Raw genomic sequence first — 24,450 nt, 5'->3', positions numbered from 1 at the left:
GCAGTTTTGCTCAAAGGGCGTGTTTTGCGGAAATACAGATAAGAACTCCGGTTCTATGCTTCCGGTTAAGGTGCGTAGCTTTTCAAGATCATGGAGTTTGGGTTTGTAATGGGTAAACACCAGCAGAATCATGGAATACAGACGCTCTGTAACCTGATGCAACGAAAAAGCTGCCTTGTTGTGCAGTTTTCTCTCAGTAGCTGCCTCATACATCATTAAGTCTTCTTTTGCAGCCTTTAGCCAATGATCAAAATGCTTTTGCGCCTCTATTTTTCGCTCAGGCAGAGGCAGTTCTTTTGGCTCTACCAGCTCCAGCTTGCCGGTATCGTGCAACAGGATGCCCTCGCGGTAGATATCGACATAGAAATACTGGCCTTTGGCTAACTGGGCATTCACAAAGTAAATCTCTTCCGCAATCAGGCTGACCGGCGTTTTGACTTCCCGCATCAAACGGTTGCTCAGGGACGTTTTAAACTCAACTTTGCGGGCCTGTACCTTGTTTTTGGTAATGGCAAGAATATCCATATCGCTTTGATAGCGGTAATGGACGCGATCCTCTTCCAGATGGTCCACCCAGTCACCACGGGCATAGCTGCCGAATAAAATCAGCATGCAGGGTTGAACGGCTTGCACAATGATATCAACCGCATGGCGCAGCTGATCTTGCTTATCGAGGGGGAGGTGATCAAGTGTTGTTTTCATGGCTGGCATCGTAGCAACTTCTTTGGTCAGAGCCAATTGTGTCAAACGCCTCATAACCATTAAGACAGGCATACAAAAAAGAAAGCTAAAAAAACAATTTCAATACCCCAAACCGTTTTGGTTTTTTCTAAAATCAGAGTGTTGCTTGGATCTCAGCTAAAGTCGCCCGGTCAGCTTCCCCTAAACAGGCTGTCGCAGGCGAGTGATTGCCTTCAATTCCTGGTGTCCGGCAGCGTTTGTGATAAGGAGAAAATCAAGTCAAACAAAAATTCATCGATGGTCGCCGTTGATGCCCTGACCGGACGCAAGCTTCTGTTACCGAGTCCAGCTTTCCGGCAAAGCCAGGAAGCGAACGTTCAAAGTATAGGGAGCTGTGTAACCAGTTTTTTGGATTGATGTTCAGGCGGCTCAGAATGAGTACGTGTTTTCATCAAAAGAGTTTCATTTATTCTGATGCTGGAGATGTTCTGTCCAATCCAGTAACTCCAGATAGTCTTCTTATTTAAATGGCAAACCCTCTGGCATGGGCTAACGCAGAATACCGGCAAACGGGAATAGAGTTGCGGAAACGTTTGGCTGAAATGAACGAAGAATGAGCGCAAGCCAAGCTGTTTCGTCACAGCATGATGGCTTTGTTAAATATTTCCCTAGTTAACATAAAAGCTTACCATCAAATCGCCATTTTCACTTAACCAAGCCTCCAAACTTGTTAGGGAGTCTACTTGGAAGTAGTAAACGCCTTCATAGCGGCTCCACCTGGATTCGTGAATTGATTCGCTCAAGCTTTCAGCCCCCGCCAGCCATTGTCCGAACTCTGTATAGAGCATGAGGACAAGATCCAATAGCTGGGACTCAGAAATACCTCTTTGCCCTTGCACCTGGACAGTTGCACCAAGATGAGCGCAACCACCACCCTCGACAAAAACCATGAGATCATTGAGTGATGCGGTAAATTTACCAGGTCCTTCAAGGCTGGCTCCTTCATGCCCATCAACATAAAGCCTGGCAAAATCATGAAACACCTTCTCATCAAAGACACACTCCTCAGCCATGGCAAAGGTGGAGATTAGAATTGGAAGTGCCACACTGAGTATTTTCATATTTAACGCCTCAATAACCGGGGGCTGTAACGGAGCGAAGTACAGTGTACGCTGTCCGGCGCCGAAGGCGCGGAGTTGATTGACTTGCTAAGCTTGAGGCTCATTTAGTACCTGCCATTCTGCCCACTCTAACCCAAAGACACTAATATGGTTACCCACATTTTTACTTAGCACTGCATTAGATTCGTGGCTGATATTTCCAAACATGCTCCAGCCATTACCTAACCTTTGACCAAACTCAATCACCTCCACAACAACCTCTGCCCAAGAATATTGGTCACTGTGAAAAAATTCTAAGGTGGCCATATAACCACCCTTGGAGTATTTTTCGAGTGAAGACTCAATGGGTGGGCGATCAAACGCTTTGATGCATCGATTTACTGTTTTTTTGGCAGATTCTTCCGACGATGAATCTAAATGTAATTTCCAATTTGACCTAGGCATGATTCCTCGTGGAGCTTAACGCCTTGCTTACTTGCCCAAAGGAGCAAACCAAAAGCTTACGACGCATATTTGGGTATGAATACAGCAAATTGTCATAGCTGCTTGTAGTACGGTCTATAGCTTACCTGACAAAAACCTAATTTTTTGTAAAAACCATCAAGCCATGGCTTATCGTCTGATACATCAGCCCTAATGGCCACTGCGCCCCTCGACTTAATTTCATTTTCAATATCGTCAAAAAGAACCTTGGCCAGCCCTAGCCCCCTAAACTCTTTGAGAATAAATATCTCATCAATTGACGCTTCCAACCCTTGGTATTCAAAACTGAACGAATAACATATGTGAATATAACCGACAACCGAATTACCCTCGTAAGCGATGAAGGTTTGTATATAGTTACGATTGGAAAAAGACAATTCTATAGTTTTTTTCATTACCTCAACGGGAAGTTCAATTGATTCTTCAACGTTAAACTGAGTCATTAACTTGGTAAGCAAAGGAATATCTGAACTTTCGGCTTCTAAAATTTTCATATTTTCATAACTACTTTAGGGTTATAACGTGTGGTAAGCGATGAAATAGCCGTCAGGTTGACTGCCTTATTAGGTGTTTGCGACATATATTCCCGGGTGAGGTAAATAATCCAGCCTAAACTCAGTATTTATGCTCTTGGTATTGCAATATATCCGAATAACTTTCTCATCACTCCATGCTTGGAAAGCTATTTTCGACACATACTCTTGGTAGATATTAAATACCATGATACCTTTTGTTATCAGTTTGGCACTAAATGATATTTTGCTGGATGGAGAATAAGTAACGACAAACTCACTATCACCTTCATAAATATAGATATAAGAAAATAAGCCTTCACCGGGGTCGTTCTCGTCATATACGCCGAATCCTGTATCAAAGAACTCTAGCTCCTCTGGGTATTTATAATTCACTGCAATTTCTACCAAGAGCCCAGATTACATCTAATGTCCATATTTTGCTGCATTCAAACTTAAGTTAGCCTCTATACTCGTAGTTCTATTGACCAAAACAGGGTCGCAAAATTTCAGTTTTTCGATGTCCCTCTCAATTGAAAAAATTACTCAAGACTCACAGGAATCAGTAGATTAAAAAAAGATACTGTAAGAGACCCTCCATCTCTATTTTTTCAAATCTAGTAATTTGGTTTATTTGCATAATGCTTCTGACATTTAACGCTTTGTATACGCGCCGACTGAGTGCTGCAATTTGTAAATGATTTTATGGCACCTTAACTTCACTGTGTCGCATCCTGCGCAAATTGCCTTGTGATAAAAGGAGCCCCTTATTTACCATCTCAGCAACTCTCTGTGCATAGAAAATATCAGGGATGCCTTCTATTTTATTTGATAGTTTACTCATTGCCATAGCCACTACCATCGCAACTTTTTGTGGTTGCTTACCTACCTGCGCCAATAATACTGCATCAATTTCTTCAATTGCTGAATCAGATAGCTTGGATATTAACTCCAATTGCTCTTGAGTCAGTTCTGAATCAAATGGAAATTCTGAATCATTCACTCCGTACTCTCCCGTACATATAACAGTCACAGCAGTTGCGCCGTCTTCATCGTGTCGATTGCATATGGTTGTTAACTGAGAAAATAACCCCAGTTGTTTATTTTTTTCAGAAATCTTAATGAAATCATCGTAAAGATGATCACATCCATTTATTTCAAATAGATCAAGAGCCTCTCTGATTTTCTTATTATAATTGCCTTCAGCCTTTGAGGTGTTCAGAATACACCGACTTTAGTCGCATATTGGACTAAGCCAGTAAAGATTTCACCCTCATTACATTGGCAAATGCACACAACATATACAAACAGTTCGTATTCTTGGCCAAGCCACGATAACGAATCTTTCTATAGCCAAATATCCGTTTGGTGTGCCGATAAAGTCGGCTGTTGGATGTACCAGTAAGTATGCATAGTGTAGTTCGAAAGCACCATGGATCAATCGGGCATTGAATAAAACCTATTTGAAGTATGCCGGACTTGTATCGCTACGCGATGGATGGATTAAATTTTACCCGCCCTGTACAGAGCACTGGTCCGACGCCTAGATGCAGGGTGTTATGGGTGGGGGCTAGATACTCCCCACCGGTTGCCCGATTATAGCTTTCAGCTTCAGTGTTAATAATGTCAACAAAAATTCTTTCATATGGGTTGGTACTTAAGTCATATTCCCAATTTGGGCTAAGCAGTAAAAACAATGGAAACCATCCTGCCATCGATATCTGCTTAATTTTCTTAGTAACAACTTTTCCTTTCCCGTCTTCCATAAATTTTACGATAAGCTCAAATTTTCCCACACAGTGTGCTGGGATCAGACCGAGTGAAAGAATATACATTGTAGGTTCGAAACACTGGAACCCTTCATAATCGTTCTGCTTCTCTACTTCAATAATCTCAATCTCACCTTTTGGGTCATCAATATTTTTGTACTTATACCAATCTATAAATCTACCGTTAAACTCATTCTCAAAATTGTTTGTGAGATTGCGCTTCGATAGAAATTCAGTTCCATTTTCTGTTAGCTCTTTATCTAGAGCAGGTGAATATCTCATTACAGAACAACCCGAGAGAAAGATCACAATAAAATGTAATTGCTCTATTCATAAAAGTAGCTCTTTTCATATTTGCCAAAGGAAAGACAAGACTGATACTGTACTTTGGTTGTTTCAAAATCTGGTTTTATTCGTAAGGGGGTATAATGGAGACAGTATTTATTACAGGTATTGGTCGAGGTATCGGTTACAGACTCGCAGAGGATTTTGTACACCTTGGATATAACGTAATCGGGACAGTCAGAGACGATGCATCCAGGGAACGGGTTTCAGAGCTTGCAGCGAAATTGGGTGCTAAGATAGAGGTCTATGTGTTGGAGCTAACAAACCGTCATTCGATTGATGAACTTGCTTCTGCTCTAACTGGCCGGTGCATAGATATTCTGATTAACAGTGCCGGTATTATTGGCGGTGATCATCAAACCCATGATGATTTGAATTTTGATGACTGGGAAAAGACTTTTCAGGTTAATGTTGTCGCACCGATGAGAATTGCACTGGCGTTATTGCCAAACCTGAGCATGAGTAAGAATGCAAAGATTGTTTCGATTTCCAGCAAGATGGGAGCGTTGGCAGGAAAGAGTGCAGGTTCGATTGCTTATAGAAGTTCCAAGGCGGCGCTCAATAAATCCATGCAATGTTTGGCGCTAGAGCTTAAGCCTAAGAATATCGGGGTCTATCTTATGCACCCAGGATGGGTGAGAACCGATATGGGGGGAGAGGGGGCGGATATCAGTGTTGAGGAGTCATCAGCGGGTTTGGTCAAAGTGATAACCGCGTTTTCGATGCAGCATACCGGTCGATTCTGGCAGTATGATGGTCAGGAGCTGGATTGGTAATTTGAACAAACAGCTGCCGAGTAGTTTTTTGGGTTAATTACCGGTTAGCAAAAGCAGTTCTTGCTGAGTTAATTTGTCTGTGTCTGTAAAATCCATCAGATTCCATGCAATTTTTGAGTCTGAATGGACTTATATAAAATAATAGAAGCCTGCCTTCCGGCTAAGCATGATGGGATATGGGTTGGCTTTTTTGTCCTGTCAGTAAGTTGTCCGCATCGCTATCAAAACTGTAGTTGCATTAAAAACTCTCGAACCTCCCGCTTCATCAACCCAACAGCAAATAACCACAAGTCATGTGTTCTGCTGGACTAAGTGCCAAGATAGTGAGTATCAGTCATTTAATGTTTTAACAATGACGCTTCCTGAAGATAACTGCTGAATATCTGTGCTGAAAGACTGTTGCCGGTTACTCTCAAGTTGCATACGCAATGTCACTTCGTGGCTGTATTCCAGTTCCTGAATGTTGCCGTCGTAGTCGTCTATCAGGCGACGAACGATGGATTCAAGTGCGAATGGCAAGGTTAGTTGTAGTTGTATTAATGGTCGCCGCTCTGTGAAGTCGGCCTGATCAATGGCTTGTGAGACGGCCGATGAGTAAGCCCTGACCAAACCACCCGCGCCGAGTTTTATGCCACCAAAGTACCGTACGACGATGGCCATTGTGTCTCCACAGCCACGTTGGGTAAGAACATGAAGTATGGGTTTGCCAGCGGTGCCCGATGGTTCTCCATCGTCATTGAATGCCTGGGTTTTGGGTTGGTTTGGGTCTCCAAACAGATAAGCCCAGCAATGGTGACGGGCATCGGGATAGGTTTGTTTGAGAGTGTCCAAATGTGAGAAGGCTATTTCGCGTGTCTGCGCTGGATACAGAAAACCCAGAAACCGGCTCTTTTTTTCTTCGAATTCAATCGATACTGCTGAAGATAGCACTCTATAGTATGGGTCAGTCATAGCCAGGCTAGATTGGAAGGTAAGTTGCCGATTATAGCGGTTGGAAGCGCGTCAATGCTAATACATGGTAAAGCGTACAGTATCTGCAGAGTTTTAAGTTGAATTTTTGGTAATGAAACGAGTGCTCGGTGAAGAAATCTGCATGACTTATATTCAGTAACAGTTGAAGCTGTTTTGATAGGAGTTATGTTGGCCTCAGAGTCGCTAATTTATGCTAAGAAAAAGAGTGCTCGGTTTTTGATATTTCATGAAAATATATTCACCATAAATCCTACTAAAGAAGGATAGAGCAAAGCAGTTGGCACAGCTGACAATCACTCCTGAGTCTTTCTGTGAGAAATGAGGTGGGAGTCGGGCTGATTTCATGGCCAAAAGCAGACAGTCAATATGTTTGTCTGTGAGGCTGGACGGTTGTTCTCTAAGCCTGTTGATGTCCTCTGTATCAGGAAGTGTTTTGCTTAGTATGCAATTTTGCTGTATCCAAAATCTCTTCCTTACAGGCGAAACCTGATCAATACAGGCTTATACAGTGGCCAAGGTTAACTTAGTTTGTGCTCTGGTGCTTTTAAAGCTATCTGTTCGTGTCATTACGGATATGGCTGACGGTTGTGCAGGTGTCTGTGTCCGCTCTTTGTTCAAGGTAAACCATATCTGCTCTCAAAGCAGATGTCTGGTTGCTCTCTTTGTATTCCTAAGTCTGGAGAGCGATCTGTTTACTATCAGCTACATTATCTAAAGCAGAACTAACACAATACTGGTTCTATAATGAATAAAATCTACAGTTACAGTATGAAGGACTCGTATGATGATATCGCTAGGTAGATCCTTGTGAGTGATTGCTGACTGGGGTATATCTGGTGTTTAACAGCCAAGTAGATTCTGATGCATGGAATTGACAGTATCTTGATCATTGCCGCAGTACCCGTGTATCAAGGTGGCAGGAGTAATCATTTTCAGAATTTAGTGGAATTGACCCGAATAACAATAGGCTGCTACTAATGTGGTTAACAGAAAATGCGAACAGGATGTTTCAGGTGAATCTGAAAGGGCGATGGAAGTTCGCTTTATTTACGGTCGGATACATCGTTTCCTGCCTGGTTTTTATTCTGTACCTGTATTGGCAGGCAAAAACGATTATTGATGAAAACATCAACAACAAGTTATATCACGGCGCCTTGATGGCCTCTGCCGCTCTTGGTAATGATTATCATGACCACCTGACCAGTAAATCCTCTAAAACCGAAAATGAAGACTGGATTGCGATCCGGACTTTGTCAGACTATGCCAAGCGGCTAGGACTGAGCTTCATATATACGGTCATCAAAAGGGATGATCAGATTATCCTGGTTTCTTCCAGTGCGTCTCAGGAAGAGTTGCAGAATGGCACTTATGTCCGCTTCTTTGATCCCTATCCGGATGCCAGTGCGGAATTAATTAATACCTTTGATACACAGAAAATTACCTGGGTGGAATATTCTGACCACTGGGGGGATTTTCGCGCAGTGTTTGTGCCGATGAGATCCCGTGACGGTACGCCTTATGTTGCAGGTGCTGAAGTATCATTAAAAGAGTATCAGCAGTCCTTGCGTTCTGAGGCGCTTGGGTTGGTTGGATTTGCGGTCTTTTTGTTTGTCGCTTTTGGTGTTCTGGTATCGTTATATCTGCATCGAATCCATAACCTTTATCGTTTGCGTCTTAACGCAGTGGAGCTGGAAAAAGCCCGTGATAAGGCTGAGGCAGAGAATCATGCCAAGAGCGAGTTTGTGGCAATCATGAGCCATGAGATTCGTACGCCACTCAACGGCATTGTGGGGGCTTCGGAGTTACTGGAGCATTCCATGCTTGACCTTAAACAGCGTGAGTATCTTGGTATTGTTCAGGCATGTACCCAGTCTCTGGTGATGATTGTCAGTGATGTACTGGATCTGGCAAAAATTGAATCGGGAAAACTGGAGCTGGATTTTTCCACGTTCGCGTTGCGACCGATGATTCAGACAACGCTCGATATCATTCGCCCGCAGATCAAGCAGCCTGAAGTTCGTCTGATCTGTAGAGTCGATGAGGATGTACCGGAATTTATTCATGCGGATGAAAAACACCTGCGCCAGGTGCTGACTAACCTGCTGGGAAATGCCGCCAAATTTACTGAAGTCGGGGAAGTGGCTCTGAAGGTCAGCACTCATCAAGAAGTGGAGCAGCAGATCGAACTACTGTTTGAGGTACAGGATACCGGTATAGGTATTGATGACGAAGGTGTTCAGCGATTGTTCCAGCCATTTACTCAGGTTAGCCGTTCTTCTGAACATCGTTATGGTGGAACCGGATTGGGTCTGGCCATCTGTAAACGTTTGGTGAATGCGATGGGAGGGGATATTCGTGTTCACAGCTCTCCGGGTGATGGCTCCACTTTCTTTTTCAACTTGGTTACTCAGATACCGGCGACACCGACACAGCTGCACGGTAATCGTGATTCACAGGATGATAAGGATAATCTTGAAATCTCTCTGACCATATTGTTGGCTGAAGATAATGCAGTCAATCAACAGTTAATGAAAATGATGCTGAAGAAGCTTGGTCATGTGGTCCGAATTGTGGGTAATGGCTATGAAGCCCTCCAGGCTGTGGAGATGCAGCCCTATGACGCAATTCTGATGGATATCAATATGCCCGAATTGGATGGTCGGGAAACCACTGTCAGACTGCGCCAGATGAATCTGAAACCAGAGCCTTATGTGATTGCCTATACTGCTGATGCGGTTGCGGAAAATCATCAGCATCTCAAGTCTTGTGGGATGAATGATGTGCTGGTGAAGCCTGTACGAATGGTAGATCTCGAACGGGCACTTCAGCGAGTCAAGAGAACGGTTACATCAATGGAAAGCTGAACTATACTGGATTGGCCGATCACTGTTAGCGGAGGTGCTATCATGACTGATGTCGATCCAGAACAACTGTCTGCAGAAATTCGGACATTTATTTCCAAACGAACCAGCTTGCAATTGGCGACTCATGACAAGCATAAGCAGCTGAACGTCAGTTATGCTCCCTTTGCTGTGATGGGAGAGCAATTTTATATATTGATCAGTCAACTGGCGCGCCATTGTAGCAATCTGCAAGAAGTGCCAGAGTCGTCGATTATGCTGATTGAAGACGAGACTCAATGCCATAACCCTTTTGCCCGCAAGCGGCTTATTTATCAGGTAAGTGCTCATTCCATTGAACGTGGCAGCGCATCATGGGATGAAGGAATGGCCGCACTGATTGAACGTTTCGGGCCATTTGCAAAGCAGCTTTCGTCGTTGGCTGATTTCGAATTATTCCGGCTGAAAGTTAAAGACGGGCAGTATGTAAAAGGATTTGGCCGGGCGTTCAGTTTGACTGGCAATGACCTTTCGGAAGTGGATGATTTGATGGGGCAGGACAAAAAATCTGCCCGTTGATGACGATTCTGGCCATATATTCGTTATTCATTGTAATCTCCTTTGGTGAAGATGGTTTTACCGGATGACAGATCTTCAGCCAGTTTAATGGTATTGATATAACGTTGCCGGCCGATCTTCACTGTGGGAATGGTTCTTTGCTCCACCCAGCCACGAACAGTGGCTGGGGTGACACCAATGAAAAGGGATAACTGTTCCTGAGACATCACCGGTGGCAAAGCGGACAGGCGGATCGATTGTTTGGTCTCCATTTATTGACTCCTTACGAACCCAACAATTTTGACAATTCAACGTCTAGGAACAGCACGGCATCCGATTGATTGCGGAAGCCCTCCTCATGACGGAACAACTTCTTGCCATAATAAATTTCATAACACCAGGTACGGCATTTCGTCTGATAAACACGATGTTTAAAGAAATGTCGGAATTTCAGGTCGATTGCTTTCCGGCCAATGATGTCCCTACCACAACAGCGACAGCGCTCCAGTCGATAAGAGCTGTAAAAATAATTCTGGTAGCGGTGACCCACCACAAAACACAGTGCGAAACAGATCGTTCGTCTAATGAGTGGACTTATTTCCGCGATAGTTGTAGTGAGAATAGCAACGTCTTGTCCTGTTGGTTTTATCATTACAGATCCCTCTCTGGTCATCGGTTGCCTTTAGAACCTCACTGAGCCACACTAAACCATATTTTTGGCTTAGCCTTGATTTTAATATTTTAAAATTAAGTTTAAAAACAATTAAATTATATAAATGTCTTATTTTTAAGAATTATCATCCATGAAAGAAGAATTTTTACAACGAGTGCGTCAGGTTCTGGACCAGGAAAATATGAAACCTGAAGAGTTTGCCTTGAAAGCCGGAATGAAATACACCCGATTAAGAAATCTATTGAGCGGCCAAGGGCAACCCCGGTTGGTTGATATCAATGCAATATGTTCTGCATTTCCAGAATATTCATTTTGGCTGGTGTTCGACAAAGTGTTTCCAGAGGTTGGTCAGATCAATCCGGAAATCAAAGAAGCACAAAAACAGTATGTGATATCGCCAGAACCTTCAGACCAGGATAAATCGAATTAGCCGCTCTGAGAGGGGCTAATTGCCATGTTTGATCCAGTCCGCAGCACGTTCTGCCAGCATGATGGTTGGCGCATTGGTATTACCGCCTGGTAGAAGTGGCATAACGCTGGCGTCCACGACCCGCAATCCTTCTATGCCTTTGACCCGAAAACGCTGATCAACCACTGCGTCAGCATCCACTCCCATTCGACAGGTGCCAACCGGATGATAAATGCTTTCGGCCCGTTGCCGTATTGAGTTCAGCAGCACTTCATCGTCAGGATGGTCTGGGATAAACATAGCGCGGCCGCGCAGCTGATCCATGGCTGACTGATACACTATTTTCCGGCTAAGTTTGATACCTTTTAGCAGAATGTCGATGTCGCGTTCGTCGCTGAGATAAGCTGGATCGATCTTTGGTGCGCTCATTGGATCGGCATTATAAAGGCCCACGGTACCACGTGAATAAGGCCGAAGTAGACAGGCGTGAAGACTGAACCCCTGACCGTAATGAAGTTTTCGGTTATGGTCGTCCGCCATGGAGAGTAAAAAATGCAATTGAATATCCGGTCGCTCCAGCGCCGGATCGGTTTTAATAAAGCCTCCGGCATCTGCAATATTTGAACTGAACAAGCCGTTGCGATGACGCAAATAAGCCGGCAGTTCCGCGACCATTCGTGCTAGCCCCTGCAAACCATAACCGACCAGATGCGAATCACTACTGCGCCATACCGAGATGTAGTCAAGGTGATCCTGCAGATTCGCACCCACCTGATTCTGCTCCAGTAATACAGTGATATGATGACGGTCCAGCTCCTCTTTTGGACCGATGCCGGACAGCATCAGCAGCTGCGGAGAATGAAATGCACCACCACAAAGAATAACTTCCCTGCGGGCCGAAAACCGTTGGCTGGATCCTTGTTGCAGAGCGACCTCAACAGAGTTGATGCCATGGTTGCCCGGCAGCAGTCGGGTGACCATGGTGCGAGTCAGAACGGTTAGATTTTTACGCTGCAGGCAAGGTGTCAAAAATGCTTTTGCGGCACTGCATCGGGTGCCTTCTCTCTGAGTAACCTGGTAGCGTCCAATGCCCAGCTGCTCATGGCCGTTGAAGTCCTCGTTGATGGGATATCCACACTGCCGGGATGCATTGATAAAGGCATTGATAACCGGGTTCTGGTACCGGAGGTCACTCACAGCAAGTGGCCCATTGATTCCGTGCCAGGGTTCCCCCAAGCGTTCATTGCCTTCACTGTGTTTGAACCACGGCAATACTTCGGACCAGGCAAAATCAGTCAGCCCCAGGCTGGCCCATTCATCATAGTCGTGTGCATGGCCACGGGTATAGATCATTGCATTGATGGCACTGCTACCTCCCAAAGCATGACCTCTGGGTTGATAGCATTGCCGATGATTCAGTGCAGCCTGCGGAACCGTTTGAAAGCCCCAGTTATGAATGCGGGTCGGAACGGTAACAGCCATACCCAATGGTATGTTTATCAGCGGACTGTTACCTCGACCTCCACTTTCCAACAGTAATACAGAGCATCCTGAATCTTCAGACAACCTGGCGGCCAGAACGGATCCGGCTGAGCCACCACCAACAATAATGTAATCGAATGACATATCGGCTTGTTGTTGTTTTTCAGCCGAGCTTATCAGTGTTGTTTCAAGTATGCCTTGATTAAAGAGAATACCGCTCAAATCCCAGGCTGAATGCTCCGGCCATTGTTGTAAATTTAAAAATTCACCGCAATGGTATCAGCCGGTAAGCGACTAACTGTCTTTAAACCAGTTGCAACGGACTGCAGAGCAGCTCTTGATATTGGGGATCAATGTCGTACTCAAGATCCCCTGTTTTAATTTTCAAGATAACTTTCTGGTCTTGAATCTGATGTACACCTGTCGCGGTGTTAATGATCGCCCGGCGATTGATATATCGCGTTCCCGGAAACAACGCTGCGACATCGCTCAAAGAGGCTCGTAGTCTCAGTCTGGAACCATCCAGGTTGATAAAATTGATATACGGATGCGCACGTTCTCCATAAACCCAGTTGTCATGAAAGGCCATGGTTCGACGATTGCTGCTCATGATGCGATAAAGCGGGCGCAGAGTATCGATGGGCAATACGGATTGTTCTGCCTGAGGTGTTGCGTTGGTGGAAAACAGTGAATAACCAAGAGTGGCAATCAGGGTTCCTGACAGGGTGAAACATAACAGCAACAAACTCAATAAGTGAAAGTCCGGGTTTCTTCCGGTTAGCCATTCGATGGTGCCCAGTTTGCGTTCCCCCAGTAGCATATCGATTGCACCACTACCATGTGCGTGTTTTGCCAGTTCCGATAATGTTGTTCCGGGTGAACAGACCGATACCGCCAGAGCAGGGTCGTCGACCAGCGTGATAAACTGTGCTGACAGACAGATCGGCTGCTGATTGATGTCATATAAGTGTGAGACCCATGCCGTCAGACGGTTTTTCAGCGCAGGCAGATTCAACAGATACACATCATCCTGAAAGGTATATGATGACACCATATTGTTCAGAAATATTCGGGTATCTGGTGGTGGCTGTAGCTTGTTCATCAGAATGCTTGAAAACAGCCCGGCGAGGCAAAGAATGCTCACTACCAGAATCGCAGGTTTACGGTAGTTCAATAGCATGATCACCTTTTGAGTATTGATAGAATACATAACCCGCTTTTCGATAACCCAGGTCAGAAAAGGCAAATGGCTGGCCGTCGAATATGGATACTCTCTGACTATGCCGGAACGCTTGTAATGGTGATAGAGAATGATCAGATAAAGCCCATTCAGCCGCCAGGCTGGCAATGTCATAACTGAACGCCGTGCCAAAATCAGCTTCTTTTAACCGGCGAGCACAACTTTGATCAACCAGTGTTTTAAAGTCATCGGCATAAGGACCGGTTGCCCGGTTGTTCCAGTTTTTCAGAAAAATAATCTTTGTTTCGTTATTGTCTGTATCCGTACCGACAATGCGTAAAAATTCACGATGTGCACCAACAGAATCGGTTCCCAGAATGGTAACATTGCCATCCTCCCGCATACGGCGAAACAATAATGCAATTTTGGGATTATAGATCGCGGCAAATACCACATGACCAGACATGTTTGGTAATTGCGGCAAAGAATCACCAACAATACGATATTCATTTATGACCAGTGTCGAATCATGCGCATGAATATTACCGATAAACTGATCAGACAGCTGCTTAGAGTAAAGGCTGCTTTCATCGATAACCACCGACAATGATCGACCTTCGAAGTGTTCGAAATAATAGTTTGCCATGGTCTCGGCCTGGTCACTGTTGCGTGGAAATATGGATAAGCCATCTTTTGAGGATGAAATAACCGAGTCACTAGTGGCACTGGTAAGGTAAGGAATTCTAGCGTTTTCCAGTATTTTGATCGCAGCTGAGGCTTCGTCAGATCTGACAGGCAAAAGTGCTAGGTCGACACCATCTGATACCATTTTTTGTGCAGCCAGGGCCGATTCCATTTGGCTGCGGTGGTTTTCATATACCTGAAAATCAACACCTGTACGATCTTTGATCGCCTGAACGATACACATTTTGCCAATAGAACTGACATCACCGGAGTTGATGTCACGACTACCCATCATAACGCCGATCTTAGGTGAATTTTCCAGACTGTATACTGCGGATGAAAGCATGGTAAATAACAATAAGGACATAAGGTGGTTTCTTCGCATTTGAGTGACTCATGGACTTTTAAAAAGGAATTTTCAGTTTGGCGATAGTACTGAAAGCATTGATTTTTGTTAATGAGCGGATTTTTGGTGGATATTCAAATGAAGTGTCTAAAGAAGTGGATGGAAATTATTATCTGTATATAAATCAGGTATTTTAGAATTTTTCAGATTTTTATTTGAAAGTGTTGATATTGCCGTTTAATAAAAAAATTTTGATGATTTCAGATGACCTGAAAATAGGGTTTTTATGGTTTTCAAAAAGCTGAGAAGATTAAAAAATGACAGGTTTGTCTTTCATACTAAAGAACTATAAAAAATTAAAGAAACTTGCAAAAATTATCTACGAGCACTGGAAAGCTGACCGTTTGATAAGCCTGAGTGATGCGGTACACAATAATTGGACAGGTTGATCATCGAGTTCTTATCCAGAGTCAAACCTCATGGCTGAATTTATCTTAAATCGACAATGTTGTAGGGAGAGTACTTTCTTTTTCGGTCTGTGAAATCTACAAACTGTGGTTTGGTTATTTTGGATAATATCGATGCTAACTGTTTGGGAGGACTGTTTCATATTTCAATACAAAATATGTTTTATGGGGAATCCCGGCTACTTTCTTTGGGTCTTGTGGCAAGTTGGGTTGACTCGTCTGGAGCTAAAGAGACGACAGACATTTTGCCTGTTTAGCAAACAATGCCAAAACCGCGGGCGCGGGATATCTGGTGAATGGGGGTGTCCGGCCAAGAGTTGGCAGGCGCTTAAGCGGTGGGAGTGACCTACTGGTGATGGGCGGAGATCCTGCGAATATGGTGTGCGGCGCAAATGGCTTTGTCAAAGTCGCAAATAGACAACCTGGCAGTGATTTCTTGGGAGAGTATCGCCGCTGAGATATCCATTAATCCCGTCCAGCGCAACTTTATTCAAGACAACACTGGAGTCCCTTGTTTCATCAAAGCCATTGAGGACGTTTACGATGAACGAAAATGATTTTTTGAATGTTCATTATCAGGATTACCAGCATTCCCGCGAGGAAATGTATCGGTTACTGCAGCAGCGGGTGAAAAACTACTCCTTACCTCAGGCTTTGTATAATGATCCCAACCTGTTTCGTGTGGATATGGAAGAGATTTTTCACAAGGAGTGGTTGTTTGCCGGTATGACCTGTGAGATTCCTGCCAAGGGTGACTATTTTACCATTGAGATTGGTCAGAATCCGGTTTTGATCGTACGTGACGGAGAAGGTGGTGTACAGGCTTACCATAATGTTTGTCGACATCGTGGTTCCAGAATCTGTACCCAGCATCGTGGCAAGGTTGCAAATCTTGTATGTCCTTATCATCAATGGACCTATGATTTAAAAGGCAATCTGCTGTATGCCGGTAGTGAAATGGGTAAGAACTTTGACACCAAGTTGCATGGTTTGAAAAAAGTCCATTGCCGAACGGCAGGTGGCTTTATCTTTATTTCACTGGCCAGGACTGTCGCGCCGGATATTGAGCCTTTTTTGACGTCTCTGGCGAGCTACATGGAACCTTATGACATGGAGAACACCAAGGTTGCGGTAGAAACGACCATTATGGAAAACGCCAACTGGAAGCTGGTCATTGAAAACAACCGGGAATGCTATCACTGCGCCGGATCACATCCTGAGTTGCTGAATACCTTGCTGGAATGGGACGATACCACCGACCCAAGGGCGTCTCAGGCGTTCCTGGATCATTACGCCCAGCAGGCTGCCGCCTGGGATGCCGAGAGTATTCCACATCATCATGTCGAACATGGTTTGCGCAACCGGATTGTTCGTATGCCTTTGAAACAAGGCACCAAAGTTATGACATTGGATGGCAGTCGTGGTTGCAGCCGGTTGATGGGTAGAATCAAAAACCAGGAACTCGGATCAATGCGCATTCTTCATTTGCCTAATTCCTGGAATCATATGCAGAGTGATCATGCCATTGTGTTTCGCGTATTACCGGTTTCCGCTCAACAAACCCTGGTGACCACCAAATGGCTGGTTCATAAGGACGCCGTTGAAGGGGTGGATTATGATCCTGCTCGTTTACGACTGGTTTGGGATGCGACCAATGATCAGGACAGAGTACTGGCAGAACAAAACCAACTGGGCATTAATTCCATTGGTTATGAACCGGGACCTTATTCTGAGACCTATGAGTTTGGAGTGATTAACTTTTTGAATTGGTACAGTGAACAAGTGATGGCCAACATGCAGTCATCCAGTATGGACCAGGATCAGACCGGCAATCTTGAAGTGGTGCAGGGGTAACCAGTCAGTTTCCGGTTGCTGCCAGTTCTTTTCGATAAGCGCCTGGTGGAACGCCATAGCGCTTTTTGAATGCACGAATAAAACCGCTCTCGCTGCCAAAACCGCAGGCATCCACCACCTGTTTGATGGGGGTGCCGCGTAGTAGCAGTTCTACCGCCCGTTCCATGCGATATTGGCTCAGAGATTCGTAAGGCGTCATATGCAGGCGGTCGCGAAACAGACCATGCAGATGTGAAGGACTGACATGAGCTTTCCGGGCGATACTTTCTATCGTGATGTTTGAGGAATAATTGCCGGCAATAAATGCAAGGGCTTTTTGCAGTACCCGCTCATTCTGGTCCTGAGAGTGACTCATCGGGATGGTGTGGACACAGCAGCTGCTGTAGAGATACCGGCAAAAGTCCAGCCCGGGTTTTGGGTGATTATACAGATAATTCAAGGCATCCTCACAGAATTGTCGAGGGCTGATCAGGCTGTTCCAGTCACTGATTCTAGGGCGGGCAGAAGCGATATTTGGCTCAACCTCAAATGCCAGTACCAGGCATTCGTAGTCGTCTCCTCTGGCATTGCTGAAGATGGTTTGGTCGCCGCTGTGGTGCCAGATTAAGTTACCCGCACGGACGGTAAAATACCGTCCATTGATCAGGTAGCCCGCCTGTCCGTCGAGCACCAGTTCCAGCTCTTCCCGCCCCTGACGAATGATCCGTGAGTTGTATCGCTGACCAAAGGTTTGAAATGGCATGAGAGCCAATAACGACTTCACATGGTTCATAATGTTGATCAGACCGTTCTGTTGATAACGAATTGTATTGGATAATGCATTCGTTAATTATTGTTATTGTAAATATCCGTATCTGATCAAATTTGCCTGAAAAATACTTGTTAAGCAATCCCGAAAGATTGCTTTATCGAACTGGTACGCAAAAAAACTCAACGCCCCAAGGATAAGTGTTGCAATGCGTCGATGTTGTAGTTGTCGGCGATACGTAACAACGCCGACAGCGGTCTGGCTGTCGCGCCGATTCTGCGTTTTTCCAAAGAAGCGGTGAGGCCGTAGTTAACTCTTTTCAGTCCCTGCTGCTGGGCAAACAGGCCTGCATAATAAAGACATGCGCGATATACGCCGTGTTTTTTATAGTCACTGTCAGTCCCGAGTACCATAAAGAATAGCTCTTCCTTATCAATGAAGAAAAACATGCAGGCAACGCTGATGCCGTCAAACTTCAACTCCTGACAATGCCAGTATCCCTGATTCACCGATTCGGATAATAGTTTTCGTGGCAACGAGAATGTGGCAATTTCAGCGGCTCCCTGCTGGTGGTTGAGGTACATCTGGTAAAAATGATCGAGGGTCTGTTCGTCGATGGTCTGGACATTGTGAACAGTGTAATGGTCAATGAATGGCAGGACTTTGTTTTTCCAATGTCGACGGTAATCTTTTTTTAAGTTGCGTAGAAAAGTATCGCTGCCAAACTCTACAGTGTTATCCAGATAATGATCTTCTGGCAGAGCAACAGTCATAAAACCATTCGCTGCAATATATTCAGCCAGTGGAGAGTCGGTTGAAAATGCTTTCAGAATCAGCAGGTCTGCAAGGTATTCGTGTTGCAGCTTTTTAGCCAGTGCCAGGAATTGTTCCAGTGCTTGTTGATAGTATGCATGCTGCTGGTTGATATACAGGTGCATGCCTTCATTCATGGGCGTACCAAGCATTATTGCCCGGCTGATGAATTGATCCGGATGCTGGTAACGGCGACGGTCGGCGAGTGCCGAGAGTTCCGGTTGCAGGAACATGTCGGTTTTGATGTCTGCCACGGTCAATAAGGTCATGAGTACAATATCACCATGTTGGTCGCGAATGGTGATGTATTTAAAGAGCCAGTGATTGTGATCCACCTGTTCCATATTATGAACGGCAAATATCTGTTCCATGAGCTGAAGGTTTTTTACACCGATGTAGCCTTTGAAGGAAGTTTGGTGTTCCCAGTCCTCAATCACATCATGAATGCTGGTATGAATTTGCAGTTGCAGAGGTGTTCGAATCGAGTACTTTGACTGGGTCAAAGTATGTTCTTTTGATAGCGCAGGCTGTTTACAGATGCTCGTAATTGTCTGGCTATCGGCTTTACCGTATGCCAGCGCTCCAGGATAAAAGCGGTTTATTGCGTGTAATAAATTGTCGATATCGTCGAAACTGTGGTGGTTTGTTAATTCGAATCGAATACCCGTGTGACTGTGAGGAACTTTCGGGTAACCGCAGGTGTCAACCATAAAGCCGACATCCTGGAGCTGATTCTGTAGTTCAGTTGCGGCGTTCATTTCTCCAGTGACAACATGAAAAATCGGTGCATCAGGATACGACAGGTCAGGCAGCTGATAGGTTTTCATCAGTTTGAGGCAATAATCCACCCGTTCTTTCAATGCGATTCGGAGGCTTTCCAGCTCGGTTGATAAGTGCAGCTCCACGCTCTTGCTGATAGCGGCAACGACGGGTGCAAGCACTGATATCGAGGACAATAAGTCATCATCCTGAAGCTGAAGATCAGAACCAATGACATCATCTGGTAATACCAGCAGACCTCCGGCGCAGCCAAAACCTTTGCTCAGGCTGGCTGTCAGGATCAGTTGCCGGTGATGCGGATAGTTTCCGCGAACGCTGCCTTTACCTTGGACACCACACCAGCTCAGACCATAACTGTCATCGGTGTATAGATAAAAATCAGGGTATCGATCCATGAGTTGATACAGCGCTTCGATCGGTGCGGGGGTGCCATAGAGCGGACAAATGCCGTCAACACAGTACCAGATCCGTCCTTTGCTTTGGCGGTGGTGTTTGATGAGTTGTTCCAATTGCTCCAGATCGTGGTGGCGAATCATGTCGACTTGGAGGCCCCGGCCACTGAGGATCTGGCAGGCACTGCGGATGCCTTCGTTCACATGGTGGTCCAGGACAACCAGGTCACCGGGTCGGGTCAGGCCGGGTAACGCATAAATATGTGCCAGGCTTACTGTTGGTAGCAGCAGGCAGGGACGATCAAACCATCGGTGGAACAATGAATTGGGTTCACATGCTTCACGTAACCGTGCATTGGACTGCAGGTGGCTCATGGCATACAGGATGCGGGGATCATGATCTAGCCCGAGATAAGTGCTGCGATTAAAGTGAACCGGAGAATTAATCTGAGAGGAGAAGGCGTCGTTGTGAAACGAGTTTTCCGGGGATAAATCATTGTCTGTTAAAGTGAGAATTTGATCGGTTTGATCAATAGTTTGTTGTACTGCCATAGTCACTACACCACCCGAGACGATACCCGGCTATAAAAGTTGCCATCAATTGATCCCTGTTCCGAAGAGACTCGCCTGTTTTAACACTGCATTCCGGACCACTGAGACGTCAGGTTGATGCGTTGTCTATTGTGCAGGGCACAGTCTGTTTTCGAGATCAGTTCAAGTTGTTTGAGAGTGTGATTAATGGGGGTTGGTGGGATTGGCATTCATTGCTCGCCTGTTCCCGTTATTGTTGTTTCCCATAACTGTTTTTGAGAGCTCGCTGTCTAGACTCCAGGCAATCGTTCATACGGCATGTCCATTTGGCGCTCTTTTGCCCTGAATACCTGAGATTCAGCAGGTTCAAAAAAAACAGTGCTCACAGTCCCGTTGATGATTTCCTCTTACAACCGCTGTTTAAATGAAATCTGCGCGGGCACACCATCTATGATGAAGCCTGCCTGATAAGAGAGCTAGTATAGGGGAAGGTCGTGACAAGCAGAGTAATGACTGTATCCTCCCTTAGTATGAGTCGGTCGTTTTTTTTAAGACAAAAAAAGCGGCTCACGTACATGAACCGCAATTGTCAGACTGTAATGTGGGTTTCGCGTTTTAAGGAGCGTTATTTGCCACGATTTTGACGTTATCTAGCTGAAAATGGACATTATTATGACTATCCGCCCAGTTTGGCAGTAGTTCCAGCACGGTAGTGATTTTGCTTTTATCCAGGTCCGCATAATTGTCCAGAATAATGTGATAGGTATACCACTGCTGCAATGGAATTGCGCCGCTGTATTCATCGGTCAGAGTGGTGATGTCCAGATCACCTGAGCGACAATTATCAGGATCAGAGTTACAAACCATCTTAGCGGTCAGCCCGTTGCTTTCGCCAAGACTGATCACATTCAGATCAAAGCTGATGTAGCTGCCGGCAGGCAATTGTGACAAATCTGTATCTTTAACTGTACCGAGGATCACAATGCCTTTGTGGTCTGCTGCATTGCCATACTGCGCATCAATGACTGTATTGCCACCCTCGTTATAAGCCGTATCCAATGTAATGAAGTCCGGCGTTTCTTCCCAGGTATCGGTATTGGCCGCCCATTTGGCTGGTTGCTTGAACAGGGTGCTGTCGTCTATGCCATTACTATAAACGGATGTCGTGCTGCTGATGGTCGGAGCCTGAACCGGTGGTTGCAGGGTACCGCAATCCAGAGCCTCGTCTTCCGTCCATGGCTGCCAGCCGATATTCTCGATATCAATGTTCATTGCGCCGGAGCTGTACAGCAGGAATGGTGTATTCACGCTGGTGATATCCAGCCCGGTATTGGTCAGACAGGCCAGCGGGATTTTAATGTCCTGCCAAGTGTCCAGCGGCAGGCTGCGCAGCAGTCCGGCAATGTTAATTTCGCCAACACAGGGGTAAACACAATGAGCACTCAGATTGACAGCCTCCACGCTTTCGGCGGGAGCCTCATGAACCCGTACACGGAAGCTGATGCTGGTCTCGGAATTGCTGTAGGCAGCCAGGTCCCGGGTGGTATTGGCATCGGTGGATTGAATGTAGATTTGTGCAATATCGTTCCAGACAAGATTTTTGGCGCTGAACTGAACACTGCCATCAATGGTTTTGACGGTAATTTCGTTATCTGGCAGGGTCGAGGTGGCAGATGGATCGATATCCACCTCGGTGCCGCTCCAGTTGGAGGGACCACCAATGCGCAGTGCATAGTCAGTAGCGGTGTTGCCATTGCTGAATAGTTCCAGTGGTACTTCCGTGGTTCCAGCAGAGGAGTTATCGCCGGCGCCACATCCCTGGTTGGAAGTCTCTTCAGACAGTGTTGAGAGAGATCCGTCGTCACTGGTGCTGAGGCCAAAGCCATAGGCAAACAGCGGGGTCTGGCCATCGTTACGGTTTACAGTCGTCTGGCAGTCTGTGGCGGGCCAGCTGAAAGACAGCTTGCCGGTGAATGGATAATCACCAAACAGCACATCAGCTACACCAGCACCTTCTGTTCCAGGAAGCCAGGCCGCAACAAATGCAGAGGATTTATTCAGTTCCGGATTCATCCACAATGGTCGGCCGCCAACATAAACGGTGACTACCGGGACGCTGGGGGCGTTGCTGCTCAGAGTGTCCAGCAGTTTGGCATCGGCCGGGTAGGCACTGCCAAATGACAGAGTGGAAAACTTGCCAATATCGCCATTACCTTCGGCATAGGGAGTTTCACCGATCACGGCGATGATCACGTCATAGTTTTCATTGGCAGCAGAACCATCTCGGCTGTAAGTCACTTCGCCAGTGCCGGAAATAGCGTTATTGATGCCATCCAGGATAGTATCGCCATAAGGGAAGTCACTGTTTGTGTTACCAGTGCCCTGCCAGCTCAGCGACCAGCCTCCGGTTTGATTCATCATGTTGTCGGCAGTTTTACCGGTCACCAGAATACGGGCATCTTTAGAAAGCGGGAGAGTGTCCGCATTATTTTTCAGCAATACCAGGGATTTGCGTACCGCCTCACGTGCCAGTGCCCGCATATCGTCGGTGTGAAGATTGTTATCGTCACCAGCGCCCTGACGCTCAGAAGGCTTGGTTTTGGTGAACAGACCAGCACGGAATTTCACCCGCAAAATCCGCCGCACTGCGTCGTCGATCCGACTCATGGCGATGGCACCATCGTTGACATCCTGTATGGTATTGGTGATCAAAGCTTTCCAGTCATCCGGTACCATGATCATGTCTATGCCAGCATTGACGGCCTGTGGGCAGTGGCTGTTAGTGCAACCGGTTACCTGACCGACGCCATTCCAATCCGACACGATGAAACCATCAAAGTGCATTTTGCCTTTCAGGACGGTGTTTAGCAGATATTCGTGGCCATGCAGTTTTTCACCATTCCAGCTGTTGAATGACGCCATGACGGTTTGTGCGCCGGCGCTCAAAGCGGAATAGTAACCCTGACCGTGAATATTGATCAGATCCTGCTCGTTGCTAAGGTTATCACCCTGGTCATCACCCTGATCAGTACCACCATCACCGATATAGTGTTTGGCTGTCGCCAGCACATGATCGTCACCGAAATTACCCTGTAAACCTTCGACCATGGCACCGGCATAATTGAAGACGATTTCACCATCTTCAGAGTAACCTTCGTAACTGCGACCCCAGCGGTCATCACGGACAACGGCCAGCGTTGGCGCGAACGTCCAATCGATACCCGTTGCTGTCACCTGGCGGGCGGTGGCCTGGCCGATCCGTTTGATCAATGCCGGATCGCGCGTGGCGCCAAGACCGATATTATGTGGAAACAGAACAGTCCCCATAACATTGCTGTGCCCATGGACGGCATCGGTACCCCAGATCAATGGAATAGCGGCTTTGCCGTCATCGGTATTCATCGATGCTTCCCAATAACTGTCAGCCAGCGCCAGCCAGTCCGCCGCGCTCGCGTTTTTGTCGTTGTTAGGCCAGGAACCACCACCGTTGAGGACAGAGCCGAGGTGGTAGTCTATGACGTCCTGTGGCGAAGCCTGTTTGATTTCAGGTTGCACCATCTGGCCGACTTTTTCAGCCAGTGTCATGTTCATGATTAGCGTATCGATCTGCGCTTCGATCGCCGGATCAAGAGGAATGGCGCTGGTGATTTCAGGCCAGTCTTGATAGTCGGTTCGGTAGACCATGTCGTTGTTGGTGTCTGGGCTGCTGGGAGTGTCCGGGTCATTGGAATTGTCGTTGCACCCTGACGTGAGTGCTAGTGCACTTGCTACCAATAGCGGAGTGAATTTGGTCATCTTGTCTCCTTATTTATAAGAGCCTGTCAGTACTTCCCAACTTGTTGGAGGACAATATGACTGGCTCGATTGTTATTATCGCAGGCAGGATCGCCATAATCAGAGGAATGCTAAAGTTTCCTGGAGTTTTGGTCAGTAAATAACGATTTTCAGCGGTGACCGGTTTCAGGCTTTTTTAGGTGGTCCCCTTGATCGCAAGCGCATTACCCTCCATACTTGCGCCAGTTAAATTAGATATT

At 46.0% G+C, this 24,450-nt stretch carries 20 protein-coding genes; 5 read left to right on the top strand and 15 right to left on the bottom strand.

The window, feature by feature from the left end; genetic code table 11:
* The 7 genes from ACQY6I_RS03480 to ACQY6I_RS03450 all read right to left on the bottom strand — a co-directional run.
* The coding region (locus tag ACQY6I_RS03480; RefSeq protein ID WP_428240080.1) for a hypothetical protein at positions 1 to 747 on the bottom strand (747 nt) is incomplete at its 3' end.
* Between the two features lie 602 nt (positions 748 to 1,349).
* Positions 1,350 to 1,802: a hypothetical protein gene (locus ACQY6I_RS03475; RefSeq protein WP_428240079.1), complete on the bottom strand. Its 453-nt coding sequence runs from the start codon at positions 1,800 to 1,802 to the stop codon at positions 1,350 to 1,352.
* 87 nt (positions 1,803 to 1,889) lie between these two features.
* Positions 1,890 to 2,246, bottom strand: a complete 357-nt coding sequence (locus ACQY6I_RS03470) for a hypothetical protein (RefSeq protein WP_428240078.1) — start codon at positions 2,244 to 2,246, stop codon at positions 1,890 to 1,892.
* Between the two features lie 92 nt (positions 2,247 to 2,338).
* Positions 2,339 to 2,779 carry a GNAT family N-acetyltransferase gene (locus ACQY6I_RS03465; protein WP_428240077.1) on the bottom strand — a complete coding sequence of 147 codons (441 nt, stop codon included), beginning with the start codon at positions 2,777 to 2,779 and terminating at the stop codon, positions 2,339 to 2,341.
* 69 nt (positions 2,780 to 2,848) lie between these two features.
* Complete coding sequence (locus tag ACQY6I_RS03460) at positions 2,849 to 3,193, bottom strand: hypothetical protein (protein WP_428240076.1); 345 nt, start codon at positions 3,191 to 3,193, stop codon at positions 2,849 to 2,851.
* 307 nt (positions 3,194 to 3,500) lie between these two features.
* Positions 3,501 to 3,800, bottom strand: a complete 300-nt coding sequence (locus ACQY6I_RS03455) for a DUF3658 domain-containing protein (RefSeq protein ID WP_428240075.1) — start codon at positions 3,798 to 3,800, stop codon at positions 3,501 to 3,503.
* Positions 3,801 to 4,284: 484 nt separating this feature from the next.
* Complete coding sequence (locus tag ACQY6I_RS03450) at positions 4,285 to 4,848, bottom strand: hypothetical protein (protein WP_428240074.1); 564 nt, start codon at positions 4,846 to 4,848, stop codon at positions 4,285 to 4,287.
* A 146-nt stretch (positions 4,849 to 4,994) separates the two neighbouring features.
* Here ACQY6I_RS03450 and ACQY6I_RS03445 point away from each other — a divergent pair, with 146 nt between their 5' ends.
* The gene (locus ACQY6I_RS03445; protein WP_428240073.1) at positions 4,995 to 5,687 is read left to right on the top strand and encodes an SDR family oxidoreductase; all 693 of its coding nucleotides are present in this window, start codon (positions 4,995 to 4,997) and stop codon (positions 5,685 to 5,687) included.
* 330 nt (positions 5,688 to 6,017) lie between these two features.
* Here the strand turns inward: ACQY6I_RS03445 and ACQY6I_RS03440 are convergent, their stop codons facing one another.
* Positions 6,018 to 6,638 carry a YigZ family protein gene (locus tag ACQY6I_RS03440; RefSeq protein WP_428240072.1) on the bottom strand — a complete coding sequence of 207 codons (621 nt, stop codon included), beginning with the start codon at positions 6,636 to 6,638 and terminating at the stop codon, positions 6,018 to 6,020.
* A gap of 998 nt (positions 6,639 to 7,636) precedes the next feature.
* Between ACQY6I_RS03440 and ACQY6I_RS03435 the strand changes: the two genes are divergently transcribed.
* Together ACQY6I_RS03435 and ACQY6I_RS03430 are read left to right on the top strand one after the other, a co-directional pair.
* Positions 7,637 to 9,523 (top strand): ATP-binding protein, encoded by a 1,887-nt coding sequence (locus tag ACQY6I_RS03435; protein WP_428240071.1) that lies wholly within the window; start codon positions 7,637 to 7,639, stop codon positions 9,521 to 9,523.
* 42 nt (positions 9,524 to 9,565) lie between these two features.
* Positions 9,566 to 10,078, top strand: coding sequence for a HugZ family protein (locus ACQY6I_RS03430; protein WP_428240070.1), 513 nt, complete (start codon positions 9,566 to 9,568; stop codon positions 10,076 to 10,078).
* A gap of 23 nt (positions 10,079 to 10,101) precedes the next feature.
* Here the strand turns inward: ACQY6I_RS03430 and ACQY6I_RS03425 are convergent, their stop codons facing one another.
* Entirely contained in the window at positions 10,102 to 10,329 is a 228-nt protein-coding gene (locus tag ACQY6I_RS03425) for a helix-turn-helix domain-containing protein (protein ID WP_211264641.1), read from the bottom strand.
* 531 nt (positions 10,330 to 10,860) lie between these two features.
* Here ACQY6I_RS03425 and ACQY6I_RS03420 point away from each other — a divergent pair.
* Positions 10,861 to 11,160 (top strand): helix-turn-helix domain-containing protein, encoded by a 300-nt coding sequence (locus ACQY6I_RS03420; protein ID WP_428240069.1) that lies wholly within the window; start codon positions 10,861 to 10,863, stop codon positions 11,158 to 11,160.
* Between the two features lie 15 nt (positions 11,161 to 11,175).
* Here the strand turns inward: ACQY6I_RS03420 and ACQY6I_RS03415 are convergent, their stop codons facing one another.
* The 3 genes from ACQY6I_RS03415 to ACQY6I_RS03405 all read right to left on the bottom strand — a co-directional run bounded on the left by ACQY6I_RS03415 (position 11,176) and on the right by ACQY6I_RS03405 (position 14,852).
* Positions 11,176 to 12,843, bottom strand: a complete 1,668-nt coding sequence (locus tag ACQY6I_RS03415) for a GMC family oxidoreductase (RefSeq protein WP_428240068.1) — start codon at positions 12,841 to 12,843, stop codon at positions 11,176 to 11,178.
* Positions 12,844 to 12,925: 82 nt separating this feature from the next.
* Complete coding sequence (locus tag ACQY6I_RS03410; RefSeq protein ID WP_428240067.1) at positions 12,926 to 13,795, bottom strand: hypothetical protein; 870 nt, start codon at positions 13,793 to 13,795, stop codon at positions 12,926 to 12,928.
* On the bottom strand, positions 13,782 to 14,852 hold the full coding sequence (locus ACQY6I_RS03405; RefSeq protein ID WP_428240066.1) for an ABC transporter substrate-binding protein: 1,071 nt from the start codon (positions 14,850 to 14,852) through the stop codon (positions 13,782 to 13,784). Before ACQY6I_RS03405 ends, ACQY6I_RS03410 begins: the two co-directional genes overlap by 14 nt.
* Positions 14,853 to 15,841: 989 nt before the next feature.
* On the opposite strand from ACQY6I_RS03405, the gene ACQY6I_RS03400 reads away from it, so the two are divergent.
* Positions 15,842 to 17,152: an aromatic ring-hydroxylating oxygenase subunit alpha gene (locus ACQY6I_RS03400; protein WP_428240065.1), complete on the top strand. Its 1,311-nt coding sequence runs from the start codon at positions 15,842 to 15,844 to the stop codon at positions 17,150 to 17,152.
* A 4-nt stretch (positions 17,153 to 17,156) separates the two neighbouring features.
* Here the strand turns inward: ACQY6I_RS03400 and ACQY6I_RS03395 are convergent, their stop codons facing one another.
* The 3 genes from ACQY6I_RS03395 to ACQY6I_RS03385 all read right to left on the bottom strand — a co-directional run bounded on the left by ACQY6I_RS03395 (position 17,157) and on the right by ACQY6I_RS03385 (position 24,211).
* Complete coding sequence (locus tag ACQY6I_RS03395; RefSeq protein WP_428240064.1) at positions 17,157 to 17,924, bottom strand: helix-turn-helix domain-containing protein; 768 nt, start codon at positions 17,922 to 17,924, stop codon at positions 17,157 to 17,159.
* Positions 17,925 to 18,082: 158 nt separating this feature from the next.
* A complete protein-coding gene (locus tag ACQY6I_RS03390; protein WP_428240063.1) occupies positions 18,083 to 20,437 on the bottom strand; it encodes an aminotransferase class I/II-fold pyridoxal phosphate-dependent enzyme in 2,355 nt (784 codons plus the stop codon).
* Positions 20,438 to 21,031: 594 nt separating this feature from the next.
* Entirely contained in the window at positions 21,032 to 24,211 is a 3,180-nt protein-coding gene (locus ACQY6I_RS03385) for a glycoside hydrolase family 3 protein (RefSeq protein ID WP_428240062.1), read from the bottom strand.
* Positions 24,212 to 24,450: the final 239 nt, after the last annotated feature.

Origin of the sequence: Gynuella sp. (genome assembly GCF_050297175.1) — a bacterium.
In the GTDB taxonomy this organism is placed as follows: domain Bacteria; phylum Pseudomonadota; class Gammaproteobacteria; order Pseudomonadales; family Natronospirillaceae; genus Gynuella.
Note: the sequence above shows the minus strand (reverse complement) of the source record. Positions and strands in the feature narration are given on the sequence as shown.